Annotated in this window: 11 protein-coding genes; 1 reads left to right on the forward strand and 10 read right to left on the reverse strand. The window is 48.8% G+C overall.

Annotated features, from left to right (window positions below):
• Nucleotides 1-34 precede the first annotated feature (34 nt).
• From NSQ91_RS23225 to NSQ91_RS23270, 10 genes are all read right to left on the reverse strand, one after another.
• Entirely contained in the window at nucleotides 35-1,417 is a 1,383-nt protein-coding gene (locus NSQ91_RS23225) for an MATE family efflux transporter (RefSeq protein ID WP_076302667.1), read from the reverse strand.
• Between the two features lie 18 nt (nucleotides 1,418-1,435).
• Complete coding sequence (locus NSQ91_RS23230; RefSeq protein ID WP_038572665.1) at nucleotides 1,436-1,867, reverse strand: MarR family winged helix-turn-helix transcriptional regulator; 432 nt, start codon at nucleotides 1,865-1,867, stop codon at nucleotides 1,436-1,438.
• A gap of 155 nt (nucleotides 1,868-2,022) precedes the next feature.
• Nucleotides 2,023-4,953, reverse strand: coding sequence for an insulinase family protein (locus tag NSQ91_RS23235; protein WP_340920039.1), 2,931 nt, complete (start codon nucleotides 4,951-4,953; stop codon nucleotides 2,023-2,025).
• Nucleotides 4,954-5,024: 71 nt separating this feature from the next.
• The gene (locus tag NSQ91_RS23240; protein WP_340920042.1) at nucleotides 5,025-7,166 is read right to left on the reverse strand and encodes an S-layer homology domain-containing protein; all 2,142 of its coding nucleotides are present in this window, start codon (nucleotides 7,164-7,166) and stop codon (nucleotides 5,025-5,027) included.
• Between the two features lie 167 nt (nucleotides 7,167-7,333).
• A complete protein-coding gene (locus tag NSQ91_RS23245) occupies nucleotides 7,334-9,139 on the reverse strand; it encodes a DUF4838 domain-containing protein (RefSeq protein ID WP_340920044.1) in 1,806 nt (601 codons plus the stop codon).
• Between the two features lie 26 nt (nucleotides 9,140-9,165).
• Nucleotides 9,166-10,326 carry an N-acetylglucosamine-6-phosphate deacetylase gene (locus tag NSQ91_RS23250; RefSeq protein WP_340920046.1) on the reverse strand — a complete coding sequence of 387 codons (1,161 nt, stop codon included), beginning with the start codon at nucleotides 10,324-10,326 and terminating at the stop codon, nucleotides 9,166-9,168.
• The gene (locus tag NSQ91_RS23255) at nucleotides 10,323-11,102 is read right to left on the reverse strand and encodes a glucosamine-6-phosphate deaminase (RefSeq protein WP_340920049.1); all 780 of its coding nucleotides are present in this window, start codon (nucleotides 11,100-11,102) and stop codon (nucleotides 10,323-10,325) included. Before NSQ91_RS23255 ends, NSQ91_RS23250 begins: the two co-directional genes overlap by 4 nt.
• 46 nt (nucleotides 11,103-11,148) lie before the next feature.
• Nucleotides 11,149-12,711, reverse strand: coding sequence for an extracellular solute-binding protein (locus NSQ91_RS23260; RefSeq protein WP_340920052.1), 1,563 nt, complete (start codon nucleotides 12,709-12,711; stop codon nucleotides 11,149-11,151).
• 43 nt (nucleotides 12,712-12,754) lie between these two features.
• Entirely contained in the window at nucleotides 12,755-13,624 is an 870-nt protein-coding gene (locus NSQ91_RS23265) for a carbohydrate ABC transporter permease (protein WP_340920055.1), read from the reverse strand.
• Between the two features lie 15 nt (nucleotides 13,625-13,639).
• Complete coding sequence (locus NSQ91_RS23270) at nucleotides 13,640-14,620, reverse strand: ABC transporter permease (protein WP_081383385.1); 981 nt, start codon at nucleotides 14,618-14,620, stop codon at nucleotides 13,640-13,642.
• A 263-nt stretch (nucleotides 14,621-14,883) separates the two neighbouring features.
• On the opposite strand from NSQ91_RS23270, the gene NSQ91_RS23275 reads away from it, so the two are divergent.
• Nucleotides 14,884-17,172, forward strand: a complete 2,289-nt coding sequence (locus NSQ91_RS23275) for a helix-turn-helix domain-containing protein (protein ID WP_340920058.1) — start codon at nucleotides 14,884-14,886, stop codon at nucleotides 17,170-17,172.
• Nucleotides 17,173-17,216 lie beyond the last annotated feature (44 nt).

Consider the following 17,216-nt stretch of genomic DNA (forward strand, 5'->3'; position numbering starts at 1 on the left):
AAATCCATATTGAGTTTTACATAAAGCAATCGCGTTATACCGGCGTAACCTCTACAGCACCTTTTCCATCAACGCCCGCACTATTCAGCTTTTTCCGAAAAATCATAAACAAAACCATACCCATCACACTCGTTATTACCTCAGTCACAGTCATCGACCAAATCACACCATGCAGGCCAAAAATAGAATGCAATACGATAATCATCGGTATAAATAATACACCTTGGCTTATCGCCATAATAGTAGTGGGTGTGCCTTGCCCTGTTGCTTGAAAAATGCTCATAAATAATCCGGTAAATCCATTAAATAAAGCGGAGATCAGCATCGCTGCCAAAATATAAGTTCCCATGCTTAACACAGAAGGATCGCCTGAGAACCAATGAAGAATCGTTCCTCTAAACACATATACTAGACTTACAAAAACAACTGCAATGCTGCCTATATATGCAAAAGCGTATTTGATGCTGGATTTAAGTCTCTCCGTATTTTTACTAGCAAAGTTAAAAGCAAATAGCGGAATCAATCCCAAAAATAAACCCATCGATAAAAATTCTGGAATCTGCACAATTCTTAAAGCCACACCAAATCCGGCGACCACACTCTCCCCATATTGAATGGAATAGTTATTTAACAAAAGCGTGCTGACAATTAAAAAACTGGCTTGCAATAGCTCGGCTGTACCTATTTTATAAACCTCAAGCTGATCTCGTACAGATATCTTGAAATGCTTCAAAAATCCTCTTAAATGCTCACTTTTCGTTTCCAAAAAGTAAATATAATAAATGGCAGAGCCCAAATTTGCTAAAACCATAGCCAAAGCAGCTCCGGCAACATGCCAATTCAGCACGAGAATAAATAAAGGATCAAAAATCAAACTTAAAGCCGTACTGATAAAAATACCATACATCGATTCCTTCGAGGCACCTTCCGAACGGACCAGTTGTTCCAAAGCAAAATTAAGCACAACAGCAAATCCGCCTGCAAAAAGAGTGAGCACATAAGACTTCGTAAAGTCTAAGGTAGCAGCATCTGCACCAAGCATTCGCGTGATCGGATTAATAGCTAACCAAGCGATGAGCGCGATAAGAAGCCCCACTACAATACTCCCGTAAAAAGTATATCCGGCAACCTTTTTCCCTTTTTCCGTCTCTTTTTGCCCCGCCAAGCGAGTTATAAATGTTCCTCCGCCTACCCCCAGCACATTTCCAAAAGCCATTAAAACGGTGAAAATAGGCAGGCCCAGCGTGATTGCGGTCAGCATACTGGTATTGTGTAATAAGCCGATGAAGTAAGCATTGATTACATTATAAATAGTACCCACAGACATCCCAATCATCATGGGAATCGATAAATGAGCGATCGCTTTTTTCATGGGCGCCGACTCTAAATAATATTGATTTGAGAACTCATTTGTCATAAGTGAACCTCCGAACGTTTATAAACTTGAACTAACTTTTTGAAGTAACGACTTTAGGGTTGCAGTTTCTTCCGGACTAAGCGCCTTAGTAATGCTTGCTTCTACCTCAGAGAAAATCTCATTGAACTCTTCCACTAAAAGAGCACCTTTTTCCAATACAAAAATACTCTTTTGACGTTCATCATTTTCAGGAGTGACACGCTGGATATACCCTTTCTTCTCCAACCCCTGAAGCATACTGGTAATGCTCGCCCCCTTCCTGTTAAAGACCTCCGCTAAATCCTTCTGAATAACCCCTTCTGCTTGATTCTCAAAAATATAGCCGATCATGCGGCCTTGTTGTGAGTTCAGACCTAACTCATTTAACCTGGTGTCAGCTGTACCTTTTATTTTCATCCCAATCTCTCGTATTAAATTAGAAAATGGTGTGTCTACCACGGGTTTGTTCATTGTTATTTCCTCCTCTTGCGGATTAGTTAGAACTCTAAGTAACATCATTATCATAATAGATAGAACTCTAACTGTCAAGGTTCTAACTAAATACAAAAACTCCTCTCCAGCACTTGTCGAGTAGACAGGTACTGAAGAGGAGTTTATAGAGAGAATTACATCACAAGTTCTTCTAGGTTTCCAAATAAGCCTTTTGTTGATTTCAGCTTGGATTCATTGCCGACAACTGTGAAATAATTTTGTTCCGTCACAGCCTTAAGCAAATCGGCATACTGTCTGATGTCTTCCGGTGTGGTCGACAAGATTTCATCCCGTTCCTGCTGCAGCTCGGCCCCGGTCACCTGTTCAAAATAATGCCGGTCCGCCCGCCGTCCCTGAGCGCTTGGGCTCAGCGGCTGGTCCAACATGGACAGGGTGCCGATAATTGCTTTGGTCATCTCGTCGGCATCCGCTTCATATCCTTCGGTGAATCGGTACGCCTGATCATAAACCTCCAGCGTCTCCTGCAAATTGGGATCACGGTAGGAAGTGAACATCAATATCCCATCTCTGCGCAGCATCAGGCTGCCGCCATAAGCTCCGCCCTTCACGCGCACGGCATTCCACAGATAGGTGAGGCTCATGATTTTTTTGAGCACCTGCATTTTGCCGGAATACGTAAATCCTAGCTTGTTGAAGTCGTAGCCTTTAACCACATATTGCACCTGGCTGGAAGACATAAAACCTTCATTATCCGCATGCCCCTGCGCCGTAATCTTAGGTTTATTCACCACTGGCCGATCCTGAATATCCAGCTTCGCTACATTAGCGGCGAATTCTTCATACAAATCAGGGGTACCCGTCACGCTGATGATTAAATTCTGTTTATTGAATAAAACCGTACAGATATCCTTCAGCGTGTCTGCCACCTCAGCTCCCTGCTGATCGATCTTCTCGGCAAGCTCACGGATAAAGCGGTAATAGGCCACGCCACCCTGTTGTTCCTGATACGCTCCCATGTCCGAAAAATAAGACATCAGGCGGCTGGCCGCGATTTCATTACCTTTTTGATTCAGGACGGATTCCATCTGTGAGGCTTCCCGCCGGACGATTTCCTGTAGCTTCGTCAAGTTATCGAGCGCGCTGGTATAGAGCATCTCACGCAGCAGATCCAGCGATTCGCCAATATGCCCCGCCATCACCTTAACCTGCGCAGTGAATTTAGGCTGATAACTGGCCCCAGTATCTTTTGCAGCGCCAAAGATCTCATTTTTGAAATGAATGCCTCCGGTTTTGATCCCAATTTCACTAGTGAGCTCTTCAATGCTGTAAGAAGCTGTCTCCATTTGGCCCAATACCTCTGCCAGCAGCACAAGATAAGGAATTTGCTCAGGAGCCACAACACTCGTATCCCAATAAAACTTGCAGTACGCAATCTTTTGAGTAGATACGTCATGGTGGATCAGCTTTAGACCCTCAAGGTTATATTCATGGGATGGCACCTGAGGTTCAGCACTGCGGTTAATGTCCTGTAGAGATAAACTTGGCAGCTTCTGCAAATCCTCGGCTGCATCTGCACGACCTTGCCGCGCCAGAAGATGCTGTGTACTCTGCACAAGCTGCTCCAGCTGGTCTGGTTGCTGTGATGATTTGTATTCACTTAATTGACGCTGGGTGCTCGCTTCCTTGTCGGCTGCAATCGTCTTGGACGGGTTCAGCACCACCAGACTGCAATGATCACTGTTCAGTAAGTAGACCTCAATCAGCTTCTCAAAATAACGATCCGTTATCTTTTCCCGAATGGTAGTGAATACCTCTTCATAAAGCATATGAGTAGACGGCTGACCGTCATAGAGCCAGGACTTCATCACTTCGATATTGTAAGTAAGTCCCTTTGGATATCGGCTAAAGTCCGCTTCCCGCAGCTCAAATTCTTTGCTGTTGACCGCCGCCAGCACCAGCTTCTCATCCAGCCCGTTCTTAACCAAACTGCTTAATGTGGTCTTCACCAGCTCCACGAAGGCATCTTTGGCGGAAGCGTTCGAATGTGTCAGAGTAATGCCAAGCAGCGGCTGAACCATACTGTCGGAATAAAAAGCAAAGGCATCTTTGCCCAGACCGCTTTCCAGCAGGGCTTGCTTAAGCGGAGCTGCATTGCTGTCCATCAGCATGCTTTTCAAAATATCAAAAGCCAGATTCAGTTCCCGATCCGTAGAGGTTCCAATTACATAGTTCAGACTCAAATAAGTTTTGTCGTCGGCCGTTTCTGCTTCCAGAATCGGATAATCCGCTACCAGCTCCGTCATTCCGGTAGGCTGTTGTAGGGGAATGGAGGTATCAAAGCTGTTTTTTTCATAACGGCTAAGGTATTCCTGGTCTATAAATTGCAGCTTCTCTTCAATAGAGACGTCTCCGTACAGATAAAAATAACTGTTGGACGGATGATAATAATTGCTGTGCGCCTCAAGGAATTGCTCATACGTAAGCGCAGGAATCTCCTGCGGATCTCCACCTGAAGAATGACGATAAATCGTGTCTGGATACAACGACTTTTTGATCCTGTCCATCAGTACCGTAAACGGCGAGGAATAGGAACCCTTCATCTCGTTGTAAACCACGCCTTTATAGATCAGCTCAGCTTCTGTTTGCTGAAGCTCGTAATGCCAGCCCTCTTGCTCAAAAATCTCCTTTTGCTTATAAATATTCGGCTGAAAAACACTATCCAGGTAGACCTCCATCAGATTGGAGAAATCCTGCTCATTCCGGCTTGCCACCGGATACATCGTCTTATCCCCAAACGTAAATGCATTCAGGAATGTCTGCATCGAACCCTTTAGCAATTCTACAAAAGGTTCCTTCACCGGATATTTCTCCGAACCACATAATACAGAATGCTCCAAAATATGAAAGACCCCTGTACTATCTTCAGGCGGGGTCCTGAAGCTTACGCTGAATACCTTGTTGTCATCCTGATTCTGCACGAAAAGCAGCCTGGCGCCGCTCTTCAGATGTTCCATCGTGAATACGGCGGAATCGATCTCCCGGATAAATTCCTCATTAACGACCTGAAATCCATAATATATGTTGCCTGTGATCAAGCGGCTCATAGATTTGCCTCCTCTGCACTGGATGTGATAACTCTATCTGAAGCTTATCATATCCCTGGACGTTTATTCCATTAATAGAAGGCTTCCGGGATTAATTTCTGCAGTCTGACTAAAATTGCCACTGCCTGCTCACGCACCAGAATCTGCTTTGGATCGAAGCGGCCCCCGCTGCCGGTCATTACTTCATGTTCATTCACGGCCTGAATCGCCTGGCGGCTCGCCTCTGACAAACCGGAAGTATCGGCAAACTTCACACGGTCCGGGCTGCCGTACGTAGACAACCGGGCGGCTTTGGTTACCATAACCGCCGCTTCTTCCCGCGTAATACCGCGGTCCGGCTCGAACTTACCGGTTGGAGAGCTGATAATGCCCAGCTCCTCAGCCTTGGCGATGGTACGGCTGTACCATTTGTCCGCCGGAACATCCTTAAAGCTAGAAGTGGCCTTGGCAGCGGGGAACTCATGCAATAGCCGCAGCAGCAGGGTCAGAAATTCAGCCCGGGTCAGCTTCTGCTTAGGAGCCAGCACATTTCCGCTGGCACTTACGCCCTGAATATATCCGCTGCTGAGCGCTGTTGCGATATCCAAACGTGCCCAAGCTGCGACTTTATTGGCATCCGTAAAGCTGGCCAATTCCGGGGAAGAGACATGCAGCGCAAACGTCCGTTTGGAAAGTGCTGGAGCGGCATCTTTACGGTATTTGGTGACTTGCACAGGATAGACACCGGGCTTCATGCCGGCAAATGACACCTTTCCCATGCTGTCAGCCACTACGCTTTTTCCTTGAAGTGTCACAGTAGCGCCGAAAGCCGGAAGACCGCCCAGCTGACCGTTTGACTTGGTGATATGGAGGGAAAACGGCATATTGGCGCTTGCGTATCCACCCATTTCCTGGCCGTTTTTATCTTTCCATTTCACTTCCATCCGGTCAAGCAGTTCTGTATCGTCCGCGTAGTAAACAAGCAGCTGATCCCCATTGCCTATCATCAGTCTGTACGGGCTATTCTCAGGATACATCCATGCACTGCCCCCGCTGAATACAGCAATCTTCCATTCTCCGCGTCCATTGTATCGCCCGTTCTGAATCCCCTCGATAGCTGTGAAGGCCGGTTTAGCTGCATCCGCATTCAGCTTATACGCCAGACCCTTCGCCTGTAAAAAAGCTGCCGCTGCCTTCACAGCATCTCCGCCAACAATATGCCCCCCGGCAACGGTGCCACCGGGTCCTTCGACCTGAATCGTTGCCCGGTCAAGTCCAGCATGATGCAGTCCGCTATACAGCATGCCAGCCTGCTTGGACAGCAGCTTATAGGAAGTCAGGGCAAGATAGGCTTGCACAGTTGCGGGACTATCGTTCCCTCCGCCTGCTGTCTGTGTAAAGCCGCCACCCGGAAGCTTCCGCGCCAGCAAATGGTCCAGCAGCGAGGCTCCGCCTTCCTTGGTGAAATCTGCTGCATCGACCCCCTGCGAGGATAAAGCAACAATCACCTGCGCTGTCGTCGCAGTTTTACCATCGAACCCTCCGTCTAGCTGCTGCTTGCTCTTAAGCCACAACAAAGCCTTCTCGATCGGCTGCGCTGTTTGTTCTGAACTCACTTCCGAAGCAAGTGCGGTTAGTACCCAGGCAGTAGCTACCAGATCTCCTTGCTTCTGCCCGGCCAGCGGCCAGCTGCCATCCGCTAGCTGCATATCAAGCAACTGATAAAACAGCAAATCGGGGTAACGGTTTGTCCGCTCCAATGAATTTGAAATGGAATTCTTCGAGGTAATATAGGCGGTTGCTACCGCTGCTGCCCCTTCCGAATCAATTCCGGCATGATTCATCAGGAATGGATAAAGATCAATACCAGCGATGTTGTTGATGTTGCCCCCCGCAGCACTGTAAGCCAGCGCTGTTCGAGTTAGCTCTGCCACCTTGGTGAACTTGCCCCGCTGTTCCAGAATCTTATCGGCAGTCTGCTCCAGATATCCCTTGGGCAGACTGCGCCCGTTCTTGAAGAAACCTACGGCTGCTTCGTCCGGGAATGGCTGTATCGTCAGCAGCACATTCTGTGCCCCTTCCAAGGCACTCTGCATCTCCGCTGTGAATACCGCGGTTGTCTTTTGTGCCGGAGACGGCTCCGCCATTACCCTGCCACTCAGCAATACAAGCAAAATACATAATGCGGTAAGTGTAACCTTCCTAATAGTCCGGTTTATGGGTGTAGCTCTCATATTCATTCTCCTCCAATGTAGTTTGCTAGAACTTTATAAGTTAGACGCAGCGAACTGGGATTTTGTTCCTGAATATGTTGTAATATGTAGCTTCATCCAGCTATGAATTAAAAAAAGACCGCACTGCTACCCGCTCACACGATAGCCCTACGATCTTTTCAAAACTCTTATTCAGCCTGAGCAAACCCCAGCTCACGGTATAATGTCCGCTCCAGATAATCGTGAAGATAGAAGCGGGATTTCACAAAATGCTCCGCCATATCGGATGGCTGGTAACGCTCCAAAGCCGCTTTCATGCGAGGCAAAACGTTCTCACGTCCGCGGCGATTTCGCATGTAATTGTTCAGCAGCGAGTGCCTTTCCGCTTCGTCTCCCGGATAGAGCTCCCAGCGGTAGACATATTTGTGGATCGCCCGCGAACGGTCCGTCGCCGCTTCAAAATCATGCATAATGGCAATCAGCTCTGCTTCATCCTTATGATCCTTCACCTTGTCCAACAGCTTCCAGATAACATCATAATAATCTTCCAGCTGATAATTCCCGAGCTGTGCGTGACCTGTTCTAGGACCGATGCCATGAAACTGCTCCATGAATCGATCGATAAATGTTGCTGAGTCCGCTTTACGGTTCCAGGCCAAATCGGCGTGCAGCAGCATCGGATACCAGGTCGTCTCAAAGATCCCATAAGGAACACCAAGGCTGAACGGCCCTGTCCAGTTCGTGGCGACCATGCAACCGAGGTCCAGCTTATCCACTGTCTCCGCCCATTGGAGCAGATTATCCGTCCGGTTCAATAGTACCGGATAATTCTGATGTTCAGCCCAGTCAAAACTGCGAACCGCCGGGGCTCCCATAACCTCGATGCCTAGTGACCTGAATTTATCCGCAAGAGAAGAAACCTCAGCTTCAATATTACGTCCGTTGTATATCCAGATCATCGCTGCACTCCGCTTATCCAGCTTTGCCAGTTCCTCCGGCGGGCATTTGTCCAGCATGTCATGCCAGAAAATCACTTTTTTACCACGGCTGGCTGTAAATTCAATCAAAGTGTTCAAAAAAGCGATAAACGCCCGCTCCCGTACCCCTCCGAACAACGTTTTACAGCGTTCGCATTCACATAAGCTGTACACCTCGTCGCAGCCGAGGTGAATATAACGGGAATCCGGATGAGCATCCATCATCTCCTGTAACAGATCGGTAATCAGCTCGAAGGATTCCGGATGCGACGGGCAGATCTCCCCGAGGGATAACTCCGTTTCGCGCAAGTGCCGCCAAGCGTCGTGGCGGAGTACATACTCAAGATGTCCAAAACTCTGCTGCAGCGGAATGATCTCAATAAAATATTCATGAGCTGTGCGTTTCAGCTCCTCTAGCTGTGTGAGGCTTAACGAATGCTGTGGATGCACGAATTCCGGGTATTTTTGAAATGGAAATTTATCTTCGTATTCAATCAGAACAGCATTCGTTTTATACCGGGCAAAATCCGCCAAATACGATAGCAGCAGCTCTGGCTTGGAAAATGTCTGGCGAAGATCAAAGTTCATCGCCCGCAAGGTAGTGTCAGGCCAGTCCGTGATAGACACAGCAGGAACTTCCCCTACTGACTTAAGCAGTTGTAGTAACGTTTGTAGCCCGTAAAACAGACCCGGCGCATCCAGTGCACGGATTACCACCCGGCGCTCCGACACCTCCAGCCTGTACCCTTCCGCCCGGCCGTTAAGCAATTTCAGATCCACTTCATCTGGCTGTGCTCCTTTCGTTTCTGGCTGCGAGAGACTCTGAAGAATAAGTGAATATCCTTTTCCCGAGATAACATGTGTACATTCCAGCTCCGGAAACGAGCGGCGGCAATGAACCACCAGTCTCGGATCATGCTGCTCCATGTAGAGGCTCAGGCTTACATCCTCGCTGAACTCAAAAGCTTCGCCCTCTTTCACTTGGATCTGCTTCGGTTGCGGTATCAAGCTCTGCATCGTTCTCCTCCTAATCTTTGCTGTAATTAATTACTGCAAGCCCTGCTATGACCCTTTTTCCAGCATTCCAGCACGGTAAGTGTCTTGTCTTCATAGCAGAAGCTCACGAGATCGGCAGGCGCTCCAGCCCTAAGCCCTGCCGCCTGCTCCAGCCCCAGCAAAGTAGCCGGATGAGCAGAAGCACAATCCCAGGCTTCATCCAGCCGGGCTAATCCAGCCTCCGCAAGATAGGCCACCTGATCTGGAAGCATCATGGCGGAACCTGCAAGCAGCTGCTGATTGCCAGCCAGATGCAGCCGCCCTTCTGCTGTTAATACAACTTCCCCACCAATGTGCAGGTGATAAGTTCCCGGCGGCATTCCGCTCAGTGATACAGCATCGCTGACCAAGATGGTGCGGCTGCGCTTCATCCGTAGGATTACTTTCAACAGAGCGGGTGGTAAATGTTGGCCATCTGCAATCATACAGCCGTATAGTTCATCCGCCGCCAGCTGCTCCCACAAATAGTTGGGATGACGGGGCAGCGTCAGATGTGTGCCATTGCCGAGATGCGTAGACATCACCGCTCCTGCGGCAACCGCCTCCCTAATCTGCTCGGGGGAAGCTGCTGTATGCCCTATGGAAACAAGGATGCCTGATTCACTGCACCGGGCGATAAATGCAGCGGCGTTTGGCCATTCCGGGGAGACGGTGAGGATACGGATAAGCCCTTCAGCCGCTTCTTGCCAGCGGCATAACATATCCCAATCCGGCGAGCCAATATGTTCCCTTGGATGGGCGCCGCGTGGACCCTCTTCTGGTGACAGAAAGGGACCTTCCAAATGAATTCCTACAATCCCCCCAGCATCTTCCGGATACAGCGAAGCGGCTTCCGCAATGGCGGAGACCGCTTGAGCCAGCGCTTCTTTGCCATTAGTAATCAGAGTTGGACAATAGCTGGTTACCCCGTTTCCTAGCAAAAGTCCGGATAGTTCCAATACCGTGGAAGGCTGTAAAGGCAGCGTGTTGAGATCCAGCCCCCAGCCCCCGTTCACTTGCAGATCCACCAACCCGGGTGCCAGCCAGGGCCAATCGGCCCTGGCTGGACTCTCCGCAAGTTCGGTGACCGAAGTGATTCGCCCCTGCTCGACACTTACCTCAACCGGCCGCCCAGTTTTATAGTGCTTTCCCTTAATTGGCGCGTTCATAGGCCGAAGGCAGCCCGATCCGTGAACATCGTGATCTCCGGATGGGTGCGCAGAATAGTAGCTGGACATGCCGTGCTGATCGAATCATGAAGTGCCGCGTGTAAAGCCTTGCGTTTGGACACTCCCGGTACAATTCCGTACAGGTGACGGCCAGCCAGCAAGGCTGGTACCGTAAGCGTCAGCGCATGGGTTGGCACCTCGTCCAGCGAGGTAAAACAACCGTCATTCACCTGCTGGCGGCGGCAGGCTTCCTCCAGTTCGACCGCTTTGACCAGCTGCGGGTCGGTAAAATTAGCGACTGGCGGATCATTAAACGCGATATGCCCGTTTTCCCCGATCCCGAGGCAAACGACATCAATAGGCGCCTCGCTCAACAAAGCCGAATATCTCTGGCATTCCTGCACCACATCAGCGGCGAGACCATCCAGCAGTTCTACCCGGCCAGGGTTAACCCGACTGTATAGACGATCTGTCAAAAAACGGCCGAACCGCTGGGGAGCCGAAGCCGCAAGGCCGATGTATTCATCCATATGAAAAGCATTGACCCGGGACCAATCCATCCCCTGCTCCCGAACCAGCCCCTCGTACAGTTCATTTTGCGAAGGTGCGGCAGCAAACACAATTCGGACCTGACGCGCAGAATCTTGAAGCAAAGCTCTAATTTTCTGCGCGACCTGCGATGCCGCCGCAGCGCCCATCAGGTTACGATCTTCGTAAACCTGAACGGACATCTGCTCCACTCTGTGTGTCTCTAAAGGCTTAATGATGTCATTCATCCCGCTCATCCTTTCCGGGCAACTATTGTCCTTGGCACCAGACAGATTAATTCCCGTTTAACTGAATGTTCTGAACACGGTCGTAAGCTTCCCTATAAGTAGCCAGCAGCTTATCCACGCCGAGATTGTTCATCTCCTCCACATATTTGTCCCAGTCGGCCAGCTTTCGGGAGCCGGTAACAAACTTGGCAAAGCTTTCATCGCGGTGTTTTTGGATCGCTTGGCCGGTAATCGCAATAATTTCATTCTCTTTCTCCGTAAATGCAGGCCGTGGCTGCATCATGGACGGATCATATTTCGTCGCTTCTTCAAAGGCATACTTCAAATTGTCTGAGAACAACGACAGATGTGCACCAAAGTCGATCCAGGTGTACGTTCCGCTAGTCTGAAGTCCTGTCTGTTTCCGCATTTCGATCACATCGTTGTACTCTGGTTTGAACTTGATCGTGTCGCCTTCCTTCACATATGTCTCACCCTCCACGCCCCAGCTGCTGAGCGTACGTCCCTCTTCGGAATAGAAAAAGTCCATATAACTCATCACATCATCGATGTTCTTCGAGGTTGAAGCCACGGTTAGGCCACCTTCCATATAATGAAAATACGGGTTCAGTTGCTTGCCGCCGGCAATGCCCGCTGGAGGAGCCATAAACTGCATGTTGAACTCCGGATTTTCCTGCTGCATCGCATTGTTAAAAAAATCGATCCGGCTGATGTAATCAATGGTCACAAACGATTTGCCCGTGGATACCATGTCCTGCCATTGCTTAGTTTGCAGAGATAGAAAGTCGGGCGGAATCAGCCCTTCGTCATAAAATATTTTCCACATGCCAACCATTTCCTTGTAACTCTCTTCCGTGGGTCCAAAAAGCCACTCTTTTTTATCAAAATCATAATAAGCCCCTTCACCCGTCCCGTAATTCACAGTCATATTGGCATTCATTTCATCCGGAATTTGTCCGTAGCGGATCGAAAGCGGATAGCTGTCCGGATATTTCGCCTTCAAGGTTTTTAGAGCTGTATGCAGCTCCTCATATGTGGCTGGTGCCTGGATTCCTTCTTTGTCAAAAATGTCTTTACGGTATAACCAGATCATGCGGTTCGTCTCGCCAAAGCCCTGATTCGGGAACATATACATTTTGCCATCAGCAGACAGTGCAGCCTTCGCTTCCTGTGGATACTGCTTTACCCAGGCGGTCAGATTCGGCATTTTGTCCATATACTCCATCAAATCCACCAACGCACCCTGTTGCCCGAACTTATTCGATTCTTTGCGGTTAGGCATATACATCAGATCCGGCATTGCCTTCGAGGCAATCGCCAGGTTCAAGCTCTCTTCAAGCTTTCCGGAAGGGGTCTGTACCTCGAGTGTGACACCGGTTTTCTCCTTCAGCCAGCTCCAAATAGGCCAGCTTTTCGAATAAGGGAACGTAGCATTGTTGTCTAAGAGCGCAGTGAAGGTTTTTTCCGTTTTGGACGAATCAGCAGGTGAAGCGGTACTGCTGCCCTGAGTATTACTCTGCGGCGAGATGTCATTGCCCCCTCCGCTGCAGCCAGTTACTACGGTTGCTGCAATCATCAGTGGCAGCAGTACAGATTTCCATTTATTCATTACGATCTCTCCCTTATGCTGAATTTTTGACGGTTCCACCCGCCTATCCCTTAACCGCGCCAATCATGGCCCCCTTAACGAAATACTTCTGTACAAATGGATACACAATCAGAATCGGAAGCGTCGAGACCATAATCGTCGCGTACTTCAGCGATTCTTCTATCACCATGTTGTCACCTCCAATGCTAGTAACATCCCCCGAGCTAGCACTGCCAGCCAGCACCAGATTGCGCAGCAGTACTTGCAGCGGGAACAAATCCGGTGAGCGCAGGTAGAGCAGCGGGTAAATAAAGTTATTCCACATGCCAACCGCGTAAAAGAGCGCTATGGTGGCGAAGGAAGCTTTGGAAAGCGGAACAATAATACGAATAAATATACCGATATCATTCAGTCCGTCAATGCGGCCTGACTCCTCCAGCTCTTTAGGAATGCCGGAGAAAAAGGTCCGCATCAGAATCAGATTCCAAGTGCTAACCGCACCCGGCAGCACCATGCCCCATACGGTGTCGACCATATCCAGGGAGCGAACCACGAGGAACGTGGGAATCATTCCTCCGCTGAAAAACATCGTCACCACAATCAACAGGGTGAAGCTCTTGCGCAGCGCCATATCACTGTGTGAGAGTGCATAGGCACCCGTGGAGGTGACCAACAGCGAGATAAGGGTGCCAAGCACGGTGTAAATGAGTGTATTTTTGTAAGCCACCCAGATTTGCGAATCTCCGAGTACAAGCTTATACATATTCAGGTTAAATCCCTTAGGCCAAAAAGAAACGGTATTCTTCATGACATGCACATCACTACTGAGAGAGACAGCGAGCATATGCAGGAACGGATAAAGCGTGACCACCACAACCACGAGAAGGATAAAAGTGCTCACGACATTAAACCAGGATAAACGGGGTGATCTCATCACCACACCTCTTTTCTACCATAAACTTGTCTCGCTTACACGGCGGCTGATGTAATTTGCTGTATAGATGAAGATCAAGCTAATCACGCCCATAAAAAGATCAATAGAAGCGCCATAGCTGAAGTTCCCCTGCACCATACCCACCCTATAGACATAAGTACTGATAATATCCGCTGTGTCGTAGATCGCCGGATTCTGCATCAGGAACACCTTCTCGAAGCCAATCTCGAGTACTTTACCGATATTAAGAATCAAGGTGATCACGATGGCGGGTGAAATGCCGGGCAAGGTGACATGCCATATTTTACGCATGCGGCTGGCTCCGTCCATATCAGCAGCTTCATACAGCTGCGGGTCGATAGCGGTCAACGCGGCCAAGTAGATAATGGTCTCCCAGCCGATATGCTGCCAGATCTCCGACAGGACATAAATACCGCGGAACAATCCAGGATCGTTCATGAAATTGATCGGTCCAATCCCTATGGCACCAAGCAGATTATTAATCAGCCCTCCGGTTGGGGATAAAAACATGATCACCATACTGGCAACAATGACATTTGAGATAAAATGTGGAAGATAACTTACGGTCTGCACAACTCGTTTGAAAGCAGCCTTGCGCACCTCATTAAGCAGAATCGCCAGCAGAATGGGTGCCGGGAAGCCAAAAAACAGCTTATATAAACCAAGCAGAAAAGTGTTTTTCATCAGCGGCCAAAAATCGGGATTCTCTATAAACATCCTGTAATATTTGAGTCCCACCCAATCACTGGCCCAAATCCCTTTAAAAAGATTGTAATCCTTGAAAGTGATAACTAATCCAAACATCGGTGCATAGCGGAAGATCAAATAATACAACAGGCACGGCAGGAACAGCAGCCAGAGCGCCTTGTTTTTATTCCAAGTTCGAAGGATTCCCGCTTTGTGGCGTTGAGGTCGTTGGGGTCGCCGGTGCACTTTCTTTCGCATTTTGTCCTGCACTACGCTAGCTTGGGCCATATGCATGTCTCCTCTTGTTAAAATGATCATAACTCATATAGATGTCAGATTACTTCCCCCTTTTTTCCGGGATTTGTCTCCGAATTATAGCTGCATTTCTTTGGAAAGCGCTATCTACATGTTATATAACATTTCGCCTTAACTGCGGATTTCCATAGAATAGCGTACAAATCAGCAAAATTGCATATTGTTGGTGTTAGCTTTTTGCCGCTATGATAGAATTAATCCAATTCTTTTACGGGTGCATCCAAAGGGGGATACATATGAAGGGATCCGTTACAGGCAAATTTGCGCTGAATGCCCTGTTCGTTAAGCTGATGCTAAGCTTCCTCAGTGTCATCTTGATTTTGGCATCATTTAATCTGTTCTCCCATCTGTATTTAAGCGGCAAAATCTATAAGGAGATGATCCGGCAAAATGAGCTTGGCCTCGCACAAACGGTCGAAGGCTACGAAAATCATTTCCGGTTGACCCAGAACATCATTCTTGCCCTCACCCAATCCGATTCATGGACTGCCAATCTGGGCATTCTAAGCCACCTGAAAGAGAACCGTCGATATGATATCCCGGCAGAAGTGATATCGGATCTCTCAACGCTGTATGCTAATCCTTTTCTGCATATCGAAAATTTCATTCTCTATTTTAAAAAGGAAAATTATGTACTGGAGAGGGAGGGCCTAAGCAGCGCCGCAGATATGTTCGGTAAATACTACTTCAGTGCAGAATACCCTCCGGAGTACTGGAGCCGGCAAACGATGGACAATCAATTTTTAAAAGTCATGCCCGCCGTAACCTTTACCGAGAAAACCATACATTCCACCCGTACGCTCGGAAGGTTAATGCCAGTGCTGGTCAAAGCGATTCCTTATGAGGAAGTGTACGGCATTGTCATGCTGAATCCGCAGCTGATGCAGGCCGCCTACGGAGATGCCGGCAATACCCCGTTCTATATCCTGGATGCGCAGAAGAATCTATTGTTCACTACATCAGAGGGTAAACTGCAAACAAGCCAGCTTCCGGAAAGTGGCAATGCCCATGAGCGGGTCGGAGACCAATATTACTTCTATGAAAAAGGTAAACAGACTGGATTCACCTATATCCGAGTGACCCAGGTGGCGGCTATTGCTGCGGAAATGCGGGGGATGCAGCTATTGCTGGCTGTATTACTCTCTGCCGCAGTACTGATCAGTGTTCTCTCATCCCTAATCTTCAGCCACCGGCTTAACCAACCGCTCCAGCGCCTGATTGCCGCCTTGGACCGTAAGGCAGGCAGCCGGCCTGAAAAATTGAGCAGTGTGAAGGAATTCGCCATTATCGGCGAACGCCTGAGCTCCATTTTGGAGAGTAACCGCTTCATCCAGACCGATCTTGATCATAAGAACTCACTGGTGCGCCAATATGCCTATACTCATAAAGTGAAAAATATCCCGCTGAGTAAAAGCCTCGCGGAGCTTGAAGATGTAAGGCAATCCGAACAGCCCTATGCCTCCATTCTGTTCAAGGTCAGCTTCAAAACCTTGCCGGACGAATTGGAAAAACACACACTGATGTTATGGAAGCTGGTTCAAAACTTGATCACTGGTGGTGAAAGCGAAAGCGTCGCACTCCAGCCGGAACATGATCAGCTCATGCTGCTCCTGTTCAATCCCGGACCGCAGAGCAGTTTTCTGCAGGCTCTTGATACCCTTAAGGAGCTGCTGGATTCGGAGACATCCTTATATCTGACTATTGCTGTAAGTCCGGTATATTCAGGCGAAACCTCATTTACCGATGCCTACAATAATCTATCGATGTTGTTAAATGAGCGTAGATTGAACGGGGAAACACAAATTATCGTAGAACCTAGAGCCTCATCCGCCAAATCCTTTCATTTAAAGGTGACACACGGAGAGGAGCTGCACAATCTGCTGCAGTCTGCCAATGAGGAGGCTGTATTCGCTTGGTTGGATCGTCAGCTGGAGCAGCTGCAGCACAAGGACGCGGCGGCGGCGGATTTTCGGGCATTTGCCTTGGGAGCAGCGGAACAGACAAGCAAAACGGTGACGAGGCTGAATCTGTCCCAAGCGGAAGCGGAGCGTCTCTTACCACCCCGACTAGAGCCATTTAACGCTTTCCACTCAATGGATCAATACAAGGAATGGCTGCGTGATCTGGTTCGTCCTGTGCTCGTGGTCATCAGTAGCCGCTCGGAGTCGCGCGACCCCATTATCAGCTTTGTGCTGGATTACTTAGACAAACATTACGGCGAGGACATCAACCTCAACCTAGTAGCAGACAAGTTAAATTTAACTCCAGGTTACCTGTCCAGCATTTTTAAAGAGAAAACAAACATCAACTTCAGTGAATATCTGAACAATCTGCGGATTGAGCGGGCCAAAGAGCTGCTAATGAATCTGGAACTGCGGATTCAGGATATCGCGCTTCAGGTCGGTTATCAGAACGTAAATTCCTTCATCCGTATGTTCAAACGTTGTGCCGGAATAACTCCGGGCGAATACCGCAAGCGCTATTCCCGTGATGATTCACTCCCCTCCTCCGGCCTTGGCTTGTAAAGAGGCTACATTGCAGAGGAGAGGACAAAAAAGGCCCCCCATTG

The sequence above is a fragment of the Paenibacillus sp. FSL R7-0048 genome (assembly GCF_038004505.1).
GTDB lineage: Bacteria > Bacillota > Bacilli > Paenibacillales > Paenibacillaceae > Paenibacillus_AQ > Paenibacillus_AQ odorifer.

Coding starts and splice junctions, on each gene's coding strand:
- NSQ91_RS23270 (WP_081383385.1), bottom strand. CDS start 14,620: ATGGCCCAAGCTAGCGTAGTGCAGGACAAAATGCGAAAGAAAGTGCAC.
- NSQ91_RS23275 (WP_340920058.1), top strand. CDS start 14,884: ATGAAGGGATCCGTTACAGGCAAATTTGCGCTGAATGCCCTGTTCGTT.
- NSQ91_RS23230 (WP_038572665.1), bottom strand. CDS start 1,867: ATGAACAAACCCGTGGTAGACACACCATTTTCTAATTTAATACGAGAG.
- NSQ91_RS23250 (WP_340920046.1), bottom strand. CDS start 10,326: ATGAACGCGCCAATTAAGGGAAAGCACTATAAAACTGGGCGGCCGGTT.
- NSQ91_RS23255 (WP_340920049.1), bottom strand. CDS start 11,102: ATGAATGACATCATTAAGCCTTTAGAGACACACAGAGTGGAGCAGATG.
- NSQ91_RS23245 (WP_340920044.1), bottom strand. CDS start 9,139: ATGCAGAGCTTGATACCGCAACCGAAGCAGATCCAAGTGAAAGAGGGC.
- NSQ91_RS23240 (WP_340920042.1), bottom strand. CDS start 7,166: ATGAGAGCTACACCCATAAACCGGACTATTAGGAAGGTTACACTTACC.
- NSQ91_RS23225 (WP_076302667.1), bottom strand. CDS start 1,417: ATGACAAATGAGTTCTCAAATCAATATTATTTAGAGTCGGCGCCCATG.
- NSQ91_RS23235 (WP_340920039.1), bottom strand. CDS start 4,953: ATGAGCCGCTTGATCACAGGCAACATATATTATGGATTTCAGGTCGTT.
- NSQ91_RS23265 (WP_340920055.1), bottom strand. CDS start 13,624: ATGAGATCACCCCGTTTATCCTGGTTTAATGTCGTGAGCACTTTTATC.
- NSQ91_RS23260 (WP_340920052.1), bottom strand. CDS start 12,711: ATGAATAAATGGAAATCTGTACTGCTGCCACTGATGATTGCAGCAACC.